The sequence below is a fragment of the Enemella evansiae genome (assembly GCF_002250705.1).
Taxonomy (GTDB): Bacteria; Actinomycetota; Actinomycetes; order Propionibacteriales; family Propionibacteriaceae; genus Enemella; species Enemella evansiae.
Map to the genome: position 1 here is coordinate 275,224 of NZ_NMVP01000034.1, position 16,051 is coordinate 291,274.

Here is a 16,051-nt window from a genome sequence, read left to right on the forward strand (position 1 = left end):
TCACGCCCCGGCGTACGCCTCCTCCGCGGTGAACGTGTGCCGACCCGCGGTGACCGAGCGCCGGGTGTTGTCGGGGAGCACGACCTCCGCGGACACGCCGTCCGGGACGACCACCTCGACCTCGATCCCGGCATCGGTACGCCGCCAGCCGGATTCCACCCGCCCGTGCCGGGTCTCCAGCGCACCGTGTGCCCAGTCGAGCCCGGGCCCGGGTCGCGGTTGCAGCAGCAGCGCGCGGTGGCCGGGTGCGGCTGGTCGGATCCCGGCCACTACCTGGTAGAGCCAGTCGGCCACCGCACCGAGTGCGTAATGGTTGAACGAGGTCATCTCACCGGGGTTGATCGAGCCATCGGGCAGCATCGAGTCCCAGCGTTCCCAGATCGTGGTGGCACCCATCGTCACCGGATACAGCCAGCTGGGGCACCCGGTCTCCAGCAACAGCCGGTAGGCGTGTTCGACGTAACCGTTCTCCGACAGCGCCCAGGTGACGAATGGAGTGCCCGCGAATCCTGTGGAGACACGGAATCCGGCCGCCTCCACCACCTCGGCGAGTCGGGCCGCCGCGCGGGGCCGGATCTGCTCGTCGAGCAGCCCGAAGCAGAGCGCCAGCGCATACACGGTGGCGCAGTCGGAGCGGATGGTGCCGTCCTCGGCGACGTAGGCGTCGTTGAACGCGGTCCGGGTGCGATCGGCGAGCGCCTGCCAGCGTTCGGCATCCGAGTCATGGCCCAGTTCGCGGGCGGCCTCCGCGGCGAAGGCGGCGGAGCGGTAGAGGCAGGCGGTGGCGACCACACCGGAATCGGCCTTGGCGTTCCACGGTTCGTGCGGGGAGGCATCCGGGTCGAGCCAGTCGCCGAACTGGAATCCGGTGTCCCACAGGCCGCTGTCGGAGAGCCGCTGCTCCACCCCGTCGAGGTGCACGACCATCCCCGGGTAGTGCGCGGCCAACCGGTCCCGGTCGCCGTAGGCGTACCAGAGGGCCTGCGGCACCCAGACCGCCGCGTCACCCCAGATCGCGGTCGGGCCCTGCCAGCCCTCCATCGCGGCGGTGAACTCCGGGGAGAACTGCGCGTGCTTGGTCAAGACGTCGGGCACCACGTGCGGCACCCAGCCGTTCGGACTGTTGCGGGCCTCCTCGGCCAGGTCGAGCAGCCAGCTGTGCAGGAAGTCCGCGACATCGAACTGGTACGCCGCAGTGGCGGCGTAGGCGGCGATGTCACCGGTCCAACCCAGGCGTTCGTCGCGCTGCGGACAGTCGGTGGGGACATCCAGGAAGTTGCCCTTCTGCCCCCACACCGAGTTGGCGACGAGCTGATTCACCCGGTCATCGGAGCAGCTGAACCAACCGGTTCGGGTCATCGCCGAGTGCACCACCACCGCCTCGAGATCGTCGGCGGTGAGCTCCCCCGGCCAACCGGTGACCTCGGCGTACCGGAAACCGTGGAAGGTGAAGGTCGGTTCGAAGAAGTCCTCACCACCGGAGAGGGTGAAGGTGTCGGTCTGCTTCGCCGAGCGCAACGGCCGGGTGCCCAGTTCGCCGTCCTCGAGCACCTCCGCATGCCGGATGGTGATCACCGTACCCTCGGGGCCGATGACGGTGAAGCGGAGCCAACCGACCAGATTCTGGCCGAAATCGACCAGCGTCGCACCCGAAGGGGAACGCCAGATCTCCTGCGGGCGCAGGGTTTCCTGGCGGGTGACCGGCGGACCGGAGTGCGGCACCAGCCTGGTGCGATCGATCTCGGCCTCCCGGACCTGGAGCGGATCGGGGTTGCCGCGGCGCCGGGCGTCGATCGCCTGGCCGTCGTAGAGACTGTTGGCGAGGGTGTCGGTGGTCTGCGCGGACCAGTCCGGGCCGGTCGCGATGACCTGTTCGCTGCCGTCGTCGAAGCCGATCACCAGGGCGCCCAGGAATGCCAGTTCTTCACCGTAGTTGGCGTGGGCACCCTCGAACCCCAGGTCGCCGCGCCACCACCCGTTGCCGAGGCGCACGGTCACCCGATTCTCTTCCTCGGTGAGCAATGCGGCGACATCGGTCGCGGTGACCGGCAGCCGCCATTCATAGCTCGACCAGCCGGGGTTGAGCACGGAATCGTCGATCGGGCGATCGTTGACCGCGACCTCGAAGACGCCGTGCGCGGTCGCCCACAGCGTGGCGGACCGGACGCGGTCGACCGGTTGGTCCAGTCGGAAGGCGGTCGTCAGGGCGACGACTTCGTCGCGGCCGACGTCCGCGGTGATCGCTACGGCGGTGTTCGGGGCGTCGGTGTTGAGGGCGTCGGTGCGGGTGGTCATCGAAGGGCCTCCGGGGTGTTCGATCCGTGCGGGGATGAGGTGTCGAGGTCGTGGGTGGTCTCCAACCGCTCCTCGGCCTCGAACTCATTGCGCTGCCGGCCGGCGAAGCCCCACCAGGCGATACCGAGGCCGGCGGCGACGATGACGCCGAGGGTCGCATACAACGGCCGCGGGCCCATGTCGGTGAGCAGGTTCGGGGTGAACAGGGCGAGTACGCCGGCAGCGATCCGGGCGAAGGAAATGATCGCGCCCTGCGCCGAGGAGCGCAGCATGGTCGGGAACGATTCCTGGGTCCAGACCTTCATGATCCCCTCGAAGGCGAAGGCACCGCCGAACCCGCCGAGGACACCGGAGAGGATCCACATCGGCAGCGAGAATCCGAACAGGGCGGGCACGAAGTAGCTGCCGATCATCAGCGCCGCACCGAAGACGAAGTAGTGCATCCGGTAGCGGGTACCGACGATCCGCATGAACCAGATGGCGCCGACGATGCCGACCGGGAAGCCCAGCATGCCGAGCAGGGAGGCCTGGGAGATGCTCAGCCCGACGATGTCGACGCCGATCTTGGTGCCGAACTGGCCACCGGTGTTGGCCGCCAGGTTCGTCAGGCAGTAGAAGAACAGCAGCGCGATGAACGGCTTGGCGTACGGGCCCTTCACGAGTTCGCCGAGTGCCACCTTCTCGGCGCGGATCGTGCTGACACCGCGGCGCCGCTCCTCGCAGGCCTTCAGCCAGCTCGGGGTCTCCGGGAGCGAGATCCGCAGCACCAGTAACAAGAACGCCACCACGCCGATGTGGGCGTACATGATCTGACCGCCCAGGCGGCCGAGGTCACCGACCAGGCCGCCGAGCAGGATGGTCACCAGGACGCCGACGCTCCACAGCATGTTGGAGAGACCGAGGATCGCGCCGCGGTTCTTGTCGGTGGCATTCTCTGCGATCGTCGCCAGCGAGACCGGCAGATCCGCACCGGAGCCCACGCCGACCAGGATGGTCCCGATCAGCAGGGTCGGGAAGCTCGCGCCGAAGATGAGGAACGCGGTGCCCACGACGATCATCGCCATCGTCGCCATGAACACCCGCCGACGCCCGAACGCATCACCCAGCTTGCCGCCGGTCATCGCTCCGAGGGCGATGCCGAAGGTGAGGATTCCCGACAGCACCCCGAACTGGGTGTCCGAGAGTCCGATGGTCTGTTGATAGACCACGAGCGCGATCCCGTTGGAGACGATCGCCGCGGAGTCGATGTAGGACGCCATGCCCGACACCACCCCCACCCACCACGGATTGGGCGCCTTCGCGACACCGGTTGACTGCGACACAGGGTTCCCCTTTGAACGATGTGGTTGTCGATTGAATCGACTCAATTTCGTTCAAACGTAAGGGCCCCGGTTCGAGTTGGCAAGAGGTCGACACGGATTGGAATGCCGAACCGGCGCACCACCCAGGCGTCGCGCCCCTGGAGAATGATCATGGAATATTCGCCCCTAGAGCTGCACTATTCAAATATAAGAACGAATATTCCATGATCATTCTTCACTCCCGAGGGCTGACCGTCGGTAGGTCTAGGGTGAGGCCCATGCGGAGGTTCTTGGCACGCTTCGGCTGGCCGCTGGTCGCACTGGCGCTGCTCGTCGGACTGATCACCCAGTGGGGACTGGCCCGCTACGGCCCCGACCGCAAGGTCTCGCCCGACGAGGTACGCGCGGTGTCGGGCACGCTCGAGGCGGCGGCCGCCGCGTACATCACCGCGCTGCTGGCCCAGGACTGCGGCATGGCGAAGGCATTGGTGATCTACCACGACCGGGATGAACCCCGCACCTGTCGAACCAATCGGCTCACCGGCGTCCGGCAGCTCAAACCGCCGCGCTCGACCTCGTATGGGTGGTGCATCCTCTACCAGCTGTGGAACGAAGGTGACCAACCCGAGCAACCGGACGGGCGGTTCTGGCACTACTGCTTCGCGGAGACACCCGAGGGCTGGCGCCTCTCCAGCCAGGGCCTGCCCTGATCAGCTGAAGAGGTCGTCCATCGAGGGGACGGTGACCGGGGCCGGCCGCGCCGGCACGCCTCCCCCGACCCTGTTCGCAGACTGCTCGGCCGGTGTGCTGGTGTCGATGACGTCCACCCGGTCCATCGCCGCCGGGGTGAGGAAGCGGCTCGGTTTGGCGATCACGTGCCGGGCGCGGAAGCTGGTCGGGTGGGTCGGCAGCCGGTCGGGGGTGTAGATCCGCAGCGAGTCCCGGGCCCGGGTGAGCGCGACATAGAACAGCCGGTGCTCCTCGGCCAGACCGGCGTCCGAGGTGAGCGCCATGTCCGAGGGGACGGCGCCGTCGCAGGCGCGGATCAGGTGCACCGAATCCCACTCCAGCCCCTTCGCCGAGTGGATGGTGGACAGGATCACGTAGTCGTCGTCGAGGTAGGGCTTCTTGGCCCAGTCGGCGCTGACCCCGGCCGGGTCGATCGTCGTCTCCGCGATGAACGCGCCCAGATCGGTCTGCTGCGCGGCGGATTCGGCGAGCCGTTCCACGTCGACCGCCCGGCGCGACCAGTCGGCGTAATGCGCGCGCAGCAACGGGCGTACCGCGCCGTGACAGGCCTCCACCACCGCGGCCACCGCATCCGCGGACTGCGCCCGGCGCACCTCCTCCAGGGTGGCAGCCAAGCCGGAGCGGGCCTTCGGTGGCGCGGCGGCGACCGCCTCGGCGAACCGCGACTCGTCGTCCGATCCGGCGAGCAGCCCGGCGAGCGAACGGGCATGTGTCTTGCCGATCGAGCGGTGCCGGGTGAGCAAGCGGTACCAGGACACTTCATCGGCCGGGTTCAGCGCGACCCGGAACGCGGCGATCAGATCCCGCACGTGCGCGGTCTCCAGGTAGCCGATCCCGCCGAACTTCACGAATGGGATGTCGCGGACCTTCAGCTCGATCTCCAGCTGGTGGGAGTGCGTGCCGGTCCGCATCAGCACCGCCTGCTCGCGCAGCTCCATCCCGTCCTGGTGGGCGGCCAGGATGGCGTCGGCGACCTGGCGGGCCTCGTCGTCGGCGTTGGCGCAGCGCACCACGGCGGGCCGGCTGCCGCCGTCGGTGCGGTCGGCGGCGAGTTCGAGGCGCAGCTCGCTCGGCCGGACCACGTTGGCCAGGTCCAGCACCGGCTGGGTGGAGCGGAAGTTGCGCTCCAGGCGTACCAGCGTCGCGTCGGGGAACTGGTCCTGCACCTCGAGGAGGTGTTCGGCGTTCGCGCCGCGGAAGCCGTAGACCGCCTGGGCGTCGTCACCGACCACGGTCAGCCCGGCACCGTCGGGGCAGAGCGCGCGGACGATGTCGACCTGGATCTGGTTGACGTCCTGGTATTCATCGACGAGCACCCAGTCCCATCGCCGCCGCAACCGCGCACCCACCTGCTCATCGGCCAGCAGCGCCAGCCAGTAGCGCAGCAGATCATCGAAGTCGAGCAAGCCCCGCTCACGCTTGCGGGCAGCGAAATCGCGCAGCAGACCGTTGATCGCTGCCGCATGGTCGAGGCACCAGGGGAACTGTTCGGCCATCACCTCACGAGCCGGGGTGGCGGTGTTGATCGCCCGCGAGCAGATGTCCGCGATCGCCTGCGAGGTGGGAAACCGGCGCTCGGTGCCGACCAGGCCGTGCTCCTCACGGAGCAGGTCGAGCAGGTCGACCACGTCACCGGGGTCGAGCACGGTGACATCCCGCAGGCCCACGTGCTGCGCATGCTCGGAAACGATCCGATGCGCGACCGCATGGAAGGTGCCACCCCAGATTCGCTGTGCTGCTTGAGGATCCGCGCACAGGGCTGCCGCGCGCGTGGTCATCGCGGCCGCGGCGCGGCGGGTGAAGGTGAGCAGCAGGATGCGCTCGGGTGGTACGCCGGACTCCAGCAACCGGGCGACCCGCGCGGTCAGCGTACGCGTCTTCCCCGTCCCCGCACCGGCCGCGACCACCAACGGACCCGCGTCGTGCTCCACCGCGATCCGCTGCGCCTCGTCCAGCCCCTCCGACCACCCGATATCAACCATGCGGCGAGGCTAGGGAACCCCACTGACAGTGTTGTGCGGCTCGCGCCCATCCGCGGCGAGCGCGGTTCAGCTCAGTTCATCTCGACACGCCCGCCTTTGCTCCGCAGGCTCCGCATGGCTGGCTACTCGATGAACGTGGGTTCCACTCAATCAACGTCGAAGTTCACGCCCTGGGCCAGCGGCAGCGCGCCGGAGTAGTTGATGGTGTTGGTGGCGCGGCGCATGTACGCCTGCCAGGCGTCCGAGCCGGATTCCCGGCCGCCGCCGGTCTCCTTCTCGCCACCGAAGGCGCCGCCGATCTCCGCACCCGAGGTGCCGATGTTGACGTTGGCGATGCCGCAGTCCGAGCCTGCCGCGGAGACGAACAGCTCCGCCTCCCCCAGGTCGCTGGTGAAGATCGCCGAGGACAGGCCCTGCGGGACGTCGTTGTTCAGCGCGATCGCCTCGGTGACGTCACCGTCGTAGGTGAGCACATAGGTGATCGGGGCGAAGGTCTCGGTGCGGACCACCTCGGACTGGCCCGGCATGATGATCAGCGTCGGCTGCACGTAGAACGCCTCCGGCGCCTCGGTCGCGAGCTCCCGCGCGCCGCCGACGACGACCTCACCACCCTGTTCGCCGGCCTGCTGCACCGCGGCATCGAAACCGGTGAAGGAACGCTCGTTGATCAGCGGGCCGATCAGCGTGCCCTCGCGCTGCGGATCACCGATCGGCAACCGCTCGTACACGGCCTTGAGCCGCTGCACCAGTTCCTCGGCGATCGAGGAGTGCACGATCACCCGGCGCATCGTGGTGCAGCGCTGCCCGGCGGTGCCGGCGGCCGCGAAGACGATCCCGCGGACGGCCAGATCCAGATCGGCCGACGGGGTGACGATCGCGGCATTGTTGCCGCCCAGCTCCAGCAGCGAACGCCCGAACCGCTCGGCGACCAGCGGGCCGACGGTGCGCCCCATCCGCGTGGACCCGGTCGCCGACAGCAGCGCGATCCCGGGGTTCTCGACCAGCGCCTGGCCGACGTCGGCCCCGCCGATCACCACCTGCGACAGCCCCTCGGGGGCGTCCTCGGTCTCGGCGATCGCCCGCTGCAGCAGCGCATTGCTGGCCAGCGCACACATCGGCGCGGTCTCCGAGGGCTTCCAGATCACCGGGTCGCCGCAGACGAGTGCCAGGGCGGTGTTCCAGGACCAGACCGCGACCGGGAAGTTGAACGCCGAGATCACCCCGACCACGCCGAGCGGATGCCAGGTCTCCATCAACCGGTGACCGGCGCGCTCGGAGACCATCGTCTTGCCATAGAGCTGACGCGACAGCCCGAGCGCGAACTCGCAGATGTCGATCATCTCCTGCACCTCGCCGCGGGCCTCGGAGGTGATCTTGCCGACCTCCGCGGAGACCAGTTCGGCCAGATCGTCCTTGTGCTCGGTGAGCAGTTCCCCGAGGCGCTTCACCAGGGCGCCACGTACCGGGGCCGGCACCGTACGCCACTGCAGGAACGCGTCGTTGGCGGTCTTGATCGCCGCATCGACACTCGCCGAATCCTGCCAGGCAACCGAATACAGCGGCTGGCCGTTGATCGGTGAGATGACGTCGTGGTCACCGCTCACCTGGTTGAGGTCCACACCGCAACGTTCGGCCGCCGCGCGGGCCCGCTCGGCGAGTTCGGTGGCGGAGGGGATGGTGCTCTGCTGATTCACGATCACTGCTTTCGACTAGACGACTTGATTTCAGACGATATTGAACTCGGGCCGCCGGTCGGCGGAGTGGAAACGGTCGGCGCTCAGCGCGGAGACGTCGACGAAGGGTCGCTGTTCACGGTAGAGGTCGCGGAGCACCTCGCCAACCGCGGGCCCCTGCAGGAACCCGTGGCCGGAAAACCCGGTGGCATAGAGAAAACGGGACACCCCACGCGCCTCGCCGATCAGCGCGTTGTGGTCGGGGGTGTTCTCGTACAACCCTGCCCACCCCGAACTCATCCCCACCTCGGCCAGCGCCGGTACCCGCCGATCGATGGCCGCCGACAGCGGTTCCAGCCAGTCGTCGGTGACGGTCTGATCGAAGCCCGGCTGCTGGTCGGCATACGACATCCCGACCAGCAGCCCCCTGCCCTCGTTGTGGAAATACAGCGTGGAGGACTGATCGATGGTGAACGGGGTGTCCGGCGCCAGGCCCGGCATGTCCTCGGTGATGAGCAGTTGCCGTTTCAGCGGTTCGACCGGCAGGTCGACCCCGACCCAGCTCGCGATCTCGCCGGACCAGGCGCCGGCGGTGCAGATCACCGTATCCGTGGCGATCGTGCCGGCGGCGGTGCATACGCCGGTGATCCGCGCCCCGGCCGCTTCGTCCGCGACGTCGATGCCGGTCACCGCGCAGTTCGGGAGCAGGGTCGCTCCGGCCCGCCGGGCGGCGCGGGCGTACCCGGAAACCACCGCCTCGGGGGTGCAGTGCCTATCGCGCGGGGTCCAGGCCGCGGCGATCAGCCCGTCGGTATCGATCAGCGGCGAGAGCCGCTTCGCCTCGGCGGGGCTGATGATCCGGCTCTCCAAACCGAGGCTCTGCTGCAGTCTCGCGTTGTTCTCGAAGGTGGCGACGGCCTCGTCGTTGTCGATCAGAAACAGATAGCCGACCTGATGCAGGTCGATCTCGGTGTCGAACAACCGGCCGAAGTTCTCGAAAGTGGCCAGGCTGCGGGCGCCGAGCTGGATGTTCAGTTCGTCGGAGAACTGCGCGCGGACGCCGCCGGCGGCTCGGCAGGTGGAGCCGGCGCCGAAGCTGCCCCGATCCAGCAGCACGACCTCAGCGATGCCGCTGCGGGCGAGTTCGTACGCCGCAGCAACACCCATCACCCCGCCGCCGATGATCACCACCGACGCACGTTGCGGAACAACCACGATGTCGCCCCTTTCCCTTGCCGTGTTCGGATCAGCTGGCGGACCGTGCGCCGGTCAGGGCCAGCGCGTCGGCGGGTAGTCCGAGCGCGGCCGCCGCGTCCCGAAGGGAGGCGTCGCGCTCTGCGGCGTACAACTCGAAGGGTTCGGCGATCGGCCGCCCGATCACCTCCGCGAGCCAGGCCTGGTCCCGTTCGGCCGCGTCCTGGGTGGTGTCCCGGCTGCCCGAGTCGCTCAGGTTGGAGTTGAAGATGCCGGCCGCCGACCGGGGCAGGAAGTCCTCGTAGACGATGGGTTCGGCGACCAGCCAGCCGCCGGTCAGCAGCGCGTCGAGATCGGCCGGCGGATCACCGGCCGGTCGGGAATCGCCAACCACGTAACGGAAATAGGCCAGTCCCTCGCGCTCCAGCTCGGCCTCGGTCCCGGGCAGTCGTTCGGCCCAGACCTCCCGCGCGAGGTCCACCCGGGTCCGCCCCTGCTGCTCGGCGAGCCGCCGGTCGGTCGCGGCCACCAGCTCGTCGAACAGCTCCCGACCGGCCGGGGTGAGCGCGATCCCGCGCTGCTCCACCTCACCGAACCGGACCCGCAGCTCACCCTCGCCGATGCTGCCGTCCGCCTCGCGGAAGGCGCGCCGCTCGGCCAGCGCCCGGAAGGAGGTCTGCCGCAGCAGCACATCGGGTCCGGCCCAGTCCGGCGGGCCCTGGATCTCGGCGATCATCTCGATCCCGCGGGCCTGCATCGAGGTGTAGAGGTCGTCGATGTCCAACACCCGCGGGGTGAGGTGGTTGATGTGGGTGCTGGTCACCCCGCCGATATCGGCGGCGACCCCGGAGATCTCGGACAACTCGTCGTACCAGGCCCGGTCGACCGGTTCGTCGGCGAGCGCGAAGCTGGCCGCGGCCAGCTCCAGGAAACGGTCCGCGTCGGACTCGGTGAGCCCGCCGTCGGCCTCGGCCCGGTCGGCGAGCTCGAGCAGTTCGGCGGGGAACAGGGTGCGCGCGGCCAGGAAGTGCTCGAGCCGGCGCTGCAGGTCGGCGTCGAAGAAGCGCCGGTCCTGCGGTACCAGCATCGAGGTGAACACCCGGAACGGATTGCGGGCCAGCTCGTCGGCCTCGTGCGGCCGGAAGGCGGTGGAGACCACCGGGATCGGCTGCGGCTGGGCGTCGCGCAGGTCGTAGAAGCCGGTCGGGTACATGCCCAGCGCGCCGAAGATCCGCGCCACCTGGGCCAGTTCGGTGGGCGTCCCGACGCGGATCGCACCGTGCCGTTCGGCGGTCACCCGATCCAGCGAACCGAGCCGTTCCGCGTCGCCGCCGCGGGCGTCCATCACCCGCTGGTTCACCTCGGTCGAGACCTCGACCAGGGTGTTGTACGCCGGGACCTCACCGCCGTAGAGCTCCGCCAGCCGGACCGCGAAGCGGGCCCGCAGCTGCCAGGGCGGGATCAGCGCCTCGTTGCTCACCTTTCCTCCTTCCCTGCCGTTCGGCAGTCCGTTCCAGCCAACCCGATGCGCGGCGCCGGCGAAAGTGCCCCGGGGGCATCGATGGGTTGAGGTCGACTCAACGATCCCTTGCACTATCGTCACAGGATGAGCACCGATGCCGCTGCCGATTCCTACGATTTCACCCTGACCGGTCACGCCGGTGAACTGGTCGGGACCGCCTGGCCGATCGCCGACCCCGGTTGGATCGCGATCATCACCCACGGTTACGGCGAGCACGTGCTGCGCTACCGGTGGGTGGCCGAGCAGCTGAACGCCGCCGGCGCCACGGTCTATGCCGCGGATCATCGCGGGCACGGCCGCAGCGCCGGGGAGCGGGTGGAGATCACCGATTTCGAACCGGTCGTGGCGGACGTGGCCGAGGTGCTGGAGCTGGCGACCCATGAGAATCCGGAGCTGCCGGTGGTGCTGATCGGGCATTCGATGGGCGGCATGATCGCGGCCCGGTTCGCGCAGCTGCATGGCGAGGATCTGGCCGCGCTGGTGCTGTCCGGGCCCGTCCTGGGGCGTTGGGAGGCCGTCGAGGAATTGCTTGTGCTGGAGGAGATTCCGCCGACGCCGATCGATGTGGCGACGCTGTCACGGGACCCGGAGGTCGGCCGGGCGTACGCCGCGGATCCGCTGATCTGGCACGGCGATTTCAAGCGGGTCACGCTGCTGGCGCTGCATGATGAGCTGGAGCTGATCAACACCGGTGGCGGGTTCGAAGGCCTGCCGGTGCTGTATCTGCATGGCGAGGCCGATGAGCTGGTACCGATCGGTCCGTCGGCGGAGGCGGTCGAGCGGCTCCGGGGCGAGCGGACCGAGACGAAGAGCTACCCCGAGGCGCGGCACGAGATCTTCAACGAGCTCAACCGCGACGAGGTCCTCGATGATGTGATCGGGTTCGTCGCCTCCGTGCTCGGCGACCGCGTGGTACGGCGGTGAGCCGATGGCAGGCGATGAAACGCTGCTGCTGACCGCGGCCGAGGTACGCCAGCTGTTCGACGCCCGGCGGGCGCTCGAATCGCAGCGGGCGGCATTCACCGCACTGGCCACCGGCCGGGCGGTGCTGCCGGCCCGATTGCTGCTGCCGGGCCAGGCCGAGTCGGCGGCCTTCTGCTATGCGGCGCGGCTGGCGCCCGATGCCCCGGCGGTGTCCAAGTTCGGCAGTGTCAATCCGGGCAATGCCGAGCGCGGCCTGGCTGCGGTGTCGGCGGTGATCACGGTGCTCGACCCAGTGACCGGGCGACCGCAGGCGATCATGGACGGCACCGAGGTGACCACCCTGCGTACCGCCGCCGCCTCGGCACTGGCCGCGCAGACCTTGGCCGGGCGGGTGTCGGTGCTGGCGGTGATCGGATCCGGGGTGCAGGCAGCCGCCCATCTGGCTGCGCTGGCCGAGGTGCTGCCGGCCGATGAGGTACGCCTGTTCTCGCGCAATGCCGTGACCGCGGCCCGGCTCGCCGAGCGGGCACCGGGCCCGCCGGTACGGGTCTGCGCGAGCGCCGAGGAGGCGGTTGCTGGTGCAGACCTGATCGTCACCGCGACCACCTCCGCAGAACCGGTGCTGCAGGCCGACTGGGTCGCCGAGGGTGCGACGGTGCTCAGCGTCGGCTCCTTCGCCCCCGACCGGCACGAGCTGGATCAGCAGCTGCTGCGCCGCTGCGCACGGATCGTGGTCGACGACCGGGCGACCGCGCTGGAGCACGCCGGGCCGATCGTGACCGCCGTGGCGTCCGGGAGCTGGATCCGGACTCGGTGCTTGAACTGGGAACGATCCTCACCGACCCCGGCAGTTGGCGGCGCGACCCCGCCGACATCGTGCACTACAACTCGGTGGGGGTCGGCATCCAGGACGCGGCCGCCGCAGCGGCGATCACCGAGGCCGCCGCCGACCGCCCCGAGCCGGGCACCCGCATCGCCCTGTGACCCTGCCCTCAGATCAGCTTGAAGATGACCCAGCGCTGGATGACGAAGTTGCAGATGGTGGCCGCCCCCTGGGCGATCACGAAGGCGATGAACTGGGCGATCGAGTAATCGAAGTGGCTCTGCAACCAGGGCCGGGTCAGGGCGTACAGCCCGACCTGGAGCGCGAAGGTGAGCAGATAGGACACCCAGACCGCCACCAGCCGCTTCGTCGACGGCGCGGCCTTGAAGGTCCAGCGGCGGTTGATGGCGTACGCGGTGGTGGTGCCGAGGATGAACGAGATCGCCTTGGCATAGTTGTCGGGGATGGCCATCAGGTGGGTCATCAGCCACAGCGTGCCGAAGTCGACGATCGCCGAGAGCCCACCGGTCAGGGTGAAGCGGACCAGCTGGGTGAACAGGCTCAATCCCTGCTCGGGCGCCGGCTCACCGAGCGGCAGCTCGATGTTGTGGACGGGGTGAGCCTCCGCGGCAGAGTCGTCGTGCACCGGAACAGGGTACGGCACCCGGCGGAGCCCCCGGAGCATTCAGCGGGTGTAGCGCCAGTGCCAGTCCTCGGTCGGCATCTCGTCGATGAACCCGTAGCGCGGGCCGTTCTCCTTCAGCCACCGATAGGTCGGCGAGGAGTGGTTGCCGCCGCCCATCGCCAGATCGAGCGCCAGCCCCCAGCCGTGGTTGGAGGTGCCCGGCGTCGCCGCCCGCGGGCTGCCGTATTTGGCGTACAGCACCTTCTGGTCGCCGACGGTGCGGTAGGCGGTGCCGCGCAGGTGATCGACCTGCAGGCCACGGCCGAAACGGGCCCGGTACGCCTGGTTGAGCGCGGTGAAGTCGCCGATCGCGCGGCAGCTCATCCGCCAGCCGTCGGAGCGGGCGCCGGGTACCCGGCAGAGCTGGTCGGCGGGTACCTGCCCGTTGGTGAACCCGCGCGGGTCGGCGAAGCGCAGGTCGGGTCCGGGTCCGGCCGGGTACGCCGCAGCGGGCGGCGGCGCGGGTGCCGGCGGCCGCGGCGGGATCACCGGTTTCGCGGGCGCCAGCCACTGGAATGCGTAGCGCGGTTCTGCGGCGTACGCCCCGGCGGCGCCGAGGGCCAGCACGGGCAGCACCGGGACGAGTACGAGCGCGGCGCGCAACGATGCACGGGACATGACGACCTCATTGTCAGCAGGGGAAAGCTGAGCACAGCCTCAGCGCTGCCGGACCGGAGCGTCCCGCGCCGCGCCGCACCGTTGCCGAGCTGTGACCGGCCGCACTGATTGGATCACCCCATGGCGCTCCCCGATCCATGGCCCAGCACCGAACCGTTCGCCACAGGCATGCTCGAGGTCGGTGACGGGCACCGCCTGTACTACGAGGAATCCGGTGATCCGGCCGGTACCCCCGCGGTCTTCCTGCACGGCGGACCGGGCAGCGGCTCCGCCCCCTGGCAGCGCACGCTCTTCGATCCCGGACGGTTCCGGATCGTGCAGTTCGACCAGCGCAACGCCGGCCGCTCGACACCGAGTGCGGCGGATCCGGTGGTCGACCTGAGCAGCAATACCACCGCCCACCTGATCACGGATCTGGAACACCTGCGGACCCATCTCGGTATCGATCGTTGGCTGGTGGTCGGCGTCTCCTGGGGTTCGACCCTCGGCCTGGCGTACGCCGAGGCCCACCCCGAGCGGGTCGTGGCGGCCGCCTTCGGCGCGCTCACGAACACCAGCGCCCGCGAGGTCGAGTGGATCACCCGCGCGATGGGCCGGGTCTTCCCGCGGGAGTGGGAGCGCTTCGCCGCCGGGGTGCCGGCGGCCGAACGCGACGGCAATCTGGCGGCGGCGTACGCCAGGCTGCTGCACGATCCCGACCCGCAGGTCCGTGAACGGGCCGCCCGCGACTGGTGCGCCTGGGAGGACACCCACGTCGGCACCTTCCCAGGTGCCACCCACGATCCGCGCTACGACGACCCCGAGTTGCGGCTGCGGTTGGCGCGGCTGGTGACCCATTACTGGGCCAACGCCGGTTTCCTCCCCGACGGCCAGCTGATCCGGGAGCTGCCCCGGCTGACCGGCATCCCTGGTGTCCTGGTGCACGGCCGCCTTGACATCAGCAGCCCGCCGGACATCGCCTGGCAGGTCGCCCGCGGCTGGCCCGACGCGGAGTTGGTGCTGGTCGATGACACCGGGCACGGCGGTGGCTCCTGGGTCGCCGAACTGCGTGGCGGCATCGCTCGATTGTGATCAGTTCGTACCGACCCGCCGCGCGGCTTCGGTCAGCGCGGCCTCCTGGGCCAGCACGACGGCGCCGGCGGTCGTCACCGCCAGCGGTTCCGCGCTGGCCCGGACCAGCAGGTCATGGGTCACCACCTGCAGGCAGCGGGCGAACAGCTCCGCGCGGATCGCCGAGACCAGCACCTCGGAGGTGGACAGCTCACCGGCGATGACGACCTCGCTGGGGTTGAAGAAGTTGACGATGGTCGCCAGCACGGCGCCGATCTCGCTGCCGGCCCGGCGCAGGGCGGTGGCCGCGACCGCGTCACCGGCCCGGGAGGCCGCCACCAATTGTTCGAGGTCGTCCACCTCGAGGCCCTGGTCGGCCACGGCGGCGAGCACCGCCTTGCCGCTCGCCACCGACTCCAGACACTGGGGAATCCCGCAGGCACAGGGAATCACCGAGGGGATGCCGACCGGGACGTGACTGATCTCACCGGCCGCACCGCTCGCCCCACGATGCAGCGAGCCGTTGCTGATCACCCCGCACCCGATCCGCTCCCCCAGCTGCACCGCGAGCAGCTGCTCGACGACCGGGCGGTCCCGGGCCCCGTGGGATTCGGCCACCGCGATCAGATCGGCGGAGTTCGCCACCAGCACCGGCACCTCGGTGTGCCCGGCGACCAGCGCACCCGGGTTGGCCCGGTGCCAGCTCGGCATGAAGAACGGAAAGGCCAGCTCACCGCTGCCGGGTACGACCGAGGCGGGGATGCCCAGACAGATCGCGAGCGGATCGGAGCGCCCGGGCAGCTCGGCGACAGCCTGCTGCAGCTGCTGCCAGAGCCGGGTCATGGTCGCCTCCGGTCCGTCCCCGGCCTGATGGGGGTGGCTGGTCGAGCTGAGGATCTCCCCGTTCAGATCGGCCAGGGTCACCTGGATCGTGGCATCGGTCATGGTGGCGGCCGCGACCACCCCGTACCGGCCATCGACCGCCAGTTCCCGGCTCGGCCGCCCACCGACCGAGACCGCACTGCCGGTCTCGGTGAGGATGCCCGCCCGGGTCAGCTGATCGACCCGGCGGTGCACCGCGGAGACCGACAGACCCGTCTGGCCGGCGAGCGCGGACCGGGTGACCGCCGCACCCTCGCGTACCAGGCGCACGATCTGCACCGAGCCCACGCTGCCCGGCGTGCTGGCGGGCGCGGGCGATGACATGCCCACATCAGACCACGTTTTATTCACA

General features: G+C 69.7%; 13 protein-coding genes. 4 read left to right on the forward strand and 9 right to left on the reverse strand.

Translation table 11 applies throughout. The annotated features are described in order from the left end of the window. Both BI335_RS16780 and BI335_RS16785 read right to left on the reverse strand, forming a co-directional pair. Entirely contained in the window at positions 1-2,295 is a 2,295-nt protein-coding gene (locus tag BI335_RS16780; RefSeq protein ID WP_094432315.1) for an alpha-L-rhamnosidase, read from the reverse strand. Further along, positions 2,292-3,617, reverse strand: a complete 1,326-nt coding sequence (locus BI335_RS16785) for an MFS transporter (RefSeq protein WP_229119655.1) — start codon at positions 3,615-3,617, stop codon at positions 2,292-2,294. Before BI335_RS16785 ends, BI335_RS16780 begins: the two co-directional genes overlap by 4 nt. Before the next feature lie 257 nt (positions 3,618-3,874). On the opposite strand from BI335_RS16785, the gene BI335_RS16790 reads away from it, so the two are divergent. Beyond that, positions 3,875-4,306, forward strand: a complete 432-nt coding sequence (locus tag BI335_RS16790) for a hypothetical protein (protein ID WP_094432318.1) — start codon at positions 3,875-3,877, stop codon at positions 4,304-4,306. Here BI335_RS16790 and BI335_RS16795 read toward each other — a convergent pair whose 3' ends face one another. The 4 genes from BI335_RS16795 to hglS all read right to left on the reverse strand — a co-directional run bounded on the left by BI335_RS16795 (position 4,307) and on the right by hglS (position 10,675). Continuing rightward, positions 4,307-6,328 (reverse strand): ATP-dependent helicase, encoded by a 2,022-nt coding sequence (locus tag BI335_RS16795; RefSeq protein WP_094432320.1) that lies wholly within the window; start codon positions 6,326-6,328, stop codon positions 4,307-4,309. It abuts the gene before it with no gap. A gap of 146 nt (positions 6,329-6,474) precedes the next feature. Further along, complete coding sequence (gene amaB, locus BI335_RS16800) at positions 6,475-8,022, reverse strand: L-piperidine-6-carboxylate dehydrogenase (protein WP_229119656.1); 1,548 nt, start codon at positions 8,020-8,022, stop codon at positions 6,475-6,477. Between the two features lie 30 nt (positions 8,023-8,052). Continuing rightward, positions 8,053-9,216 (reverse strand): NAD(P)/FAD-dependent oxidoreductase, encoded by a 1,164-nt coding sequence (locus BI335_RS16805; protein ID WP_094432322.1) that lies wholly within the window; start codon positions 9,214-9,216, stop codon positions 8,053-8,055. 31 nt (positions 9,217-9,247) lie between these two features. After that, entirely contained in the window at positions 9,248-10,675 is a 1,428-nt protein-coding gene (gene hglS, locus BI335_RS16810; protein ID WP_229119657.1) for a 2-oxoadipate dioxygenase/decarboxylase, read from the reverse strand. Between the two features lie 126 nt (positions 10,676-10,801). Between hglS and BI335_RS16815 the strand changes: the two genes are divergently transcribed. Both BI335_RS16815 and BI335_RS16820 read left to right on the forward strand, forming a co-directional pair. Beyond that, positions 10,802-11,641, forward strand: coding sequence for an alpha/beta hydrolase (locus BI335_RS16815; RefSeq protein WP_094403649.1), 840 nt, complete (start codon positions 10,802-10,804; stop codon positions 11,639-11,641). Between the two features lie 4 nt (positions 11,642-11,645). Further along, positions 11,646-12,647, forward strand: coding sequence for an ornithine cyclodeaminase family protein (locus tag BI335_RS16820; RefSeq protein ID WP_229119658.1), 1,002 nt, complete (start codon positions 11,646-11,648; stop codon positions 12,645-12,647). Here the strand turns inward: BI335_RS16820 and BI335_RS16825 are convergent. Both BI335_RS16825 and BI335_RS16830 read right to left on the reverse strand, forming a co-directional pair. Further along, a complete protein-coding gene (locus BI335_RS16825) occupies positions 12,634-13,110 on the reverse strand; it encodes a GtrA family protein (RefSeq protein ID WP_229118988.1) in 477 nt (158 codons plus the stop codon). The two genes, BI335_RS16820 and BI335_RS16825, sit on opposite strands and share 14 nt — an antisense overlap. Positions 13,111-13,149: 39 nt before the next feature. After that, complete coding sequence (locus tag BI335_RS16830) at positions 13,150-13,767, reverse strand: M15 family metallopeptidase (protein ID WP_094432327.1); 618 nt, start codon at positions 13,765-13,767, stop codon at positions 13,150-13,152. 120 nt (positions 13,768-13,887) lie between these two features. On the opposite strand from BI335_RS16830, the gene pip reads away from it, so the two are divergent. Further along, positions 13,888-14,838 carry a prolyl aminopeptidase gene (gene pip / locus BI335_RS16835; RefSeq protein ID WP_094432329.1) on the forward strand — a complete coding sequence of 317 codons (951 nt, stop codon included), beginning with the start codon at positions 13,888-13,890 and terminating at the stop codon, positions 14,836-14,838. On the opposite strand, the gene BI335_RS16840 is transcribed toward pip, so the two are convergent. After that, on the reverse strand, positions 14,839-16,023 hold the full coding sequence (locus tag BI335_RS16840; protein ID WP_094432331.1) for an ROK family transcriptional regulator: 1,185 nt from the start codon (positions 16,021-16,023) through the stop codon (positions 14,839-14,841). Positions 16,024-16,051 lie beyond the last annotated feature (28 nt).

Excerpts from the sequence above, each read along its gene's own strand:
- BI335_RS16790 (WP_094432318.1), top strand. The coding sequence starts at position 3,875 with ATGCGGAGGTTCTTGGCACGCTTCGGCTGGCCGCTGGTCGCACTGGCG.
- BI335_RS16815 (WP_094403649.1), top strand. The coding sequence starts at position 10,802 with ATGAGCACCGATGCCGCTGCCGATTCCTACGATTTCACCCTGACCGGT.
- pip (WP_094432329.1), top strand. The coding sequence starts at position 13,888 with ATGGCGCTCCCCGATCCATGGCCCAGCACCGAACCGTTCGCCACAGGC.
- BI335_RS16820 (WP_229119658.1), top strand. The coding sequence starts at position 11,646 with ATGGCAGGCGATGAAACGCTGCTGCTGACCGCGGCCGAGGTACGCCAG.
- BI335_RS16795 (WP_094432320.1), bottom strand. The coding sequence starts at position 6,328 with ATGGTTGATATCGGGTGGTCGGAGGGGCTGGACGAGGCGCAGCGGATC.
- BI335_RS16780 (WP_094432315.1), bottom strand. The coding sequence starts at position 2,295 with ATGACCACCCGCACCGACGCCCTCAACACCGACGCCCCGAACACCGCC.
- BI335_RS16840 (WP_094432331.1), bottom strand. The coding sequence starts at position 16,023 with ATGTCATCGCCCGCGCCCGCCAGCACGCCGGGCAGCGTGGGCTCGGTG.
- BI335_RS16830 (WP_094432327.1), bottom strand. The coding sequence starts at position 13,767 with ATGTCCCGTGCATCGTTGCGCGCCGCGCTCGTACTCGTCCCGGTGCTG.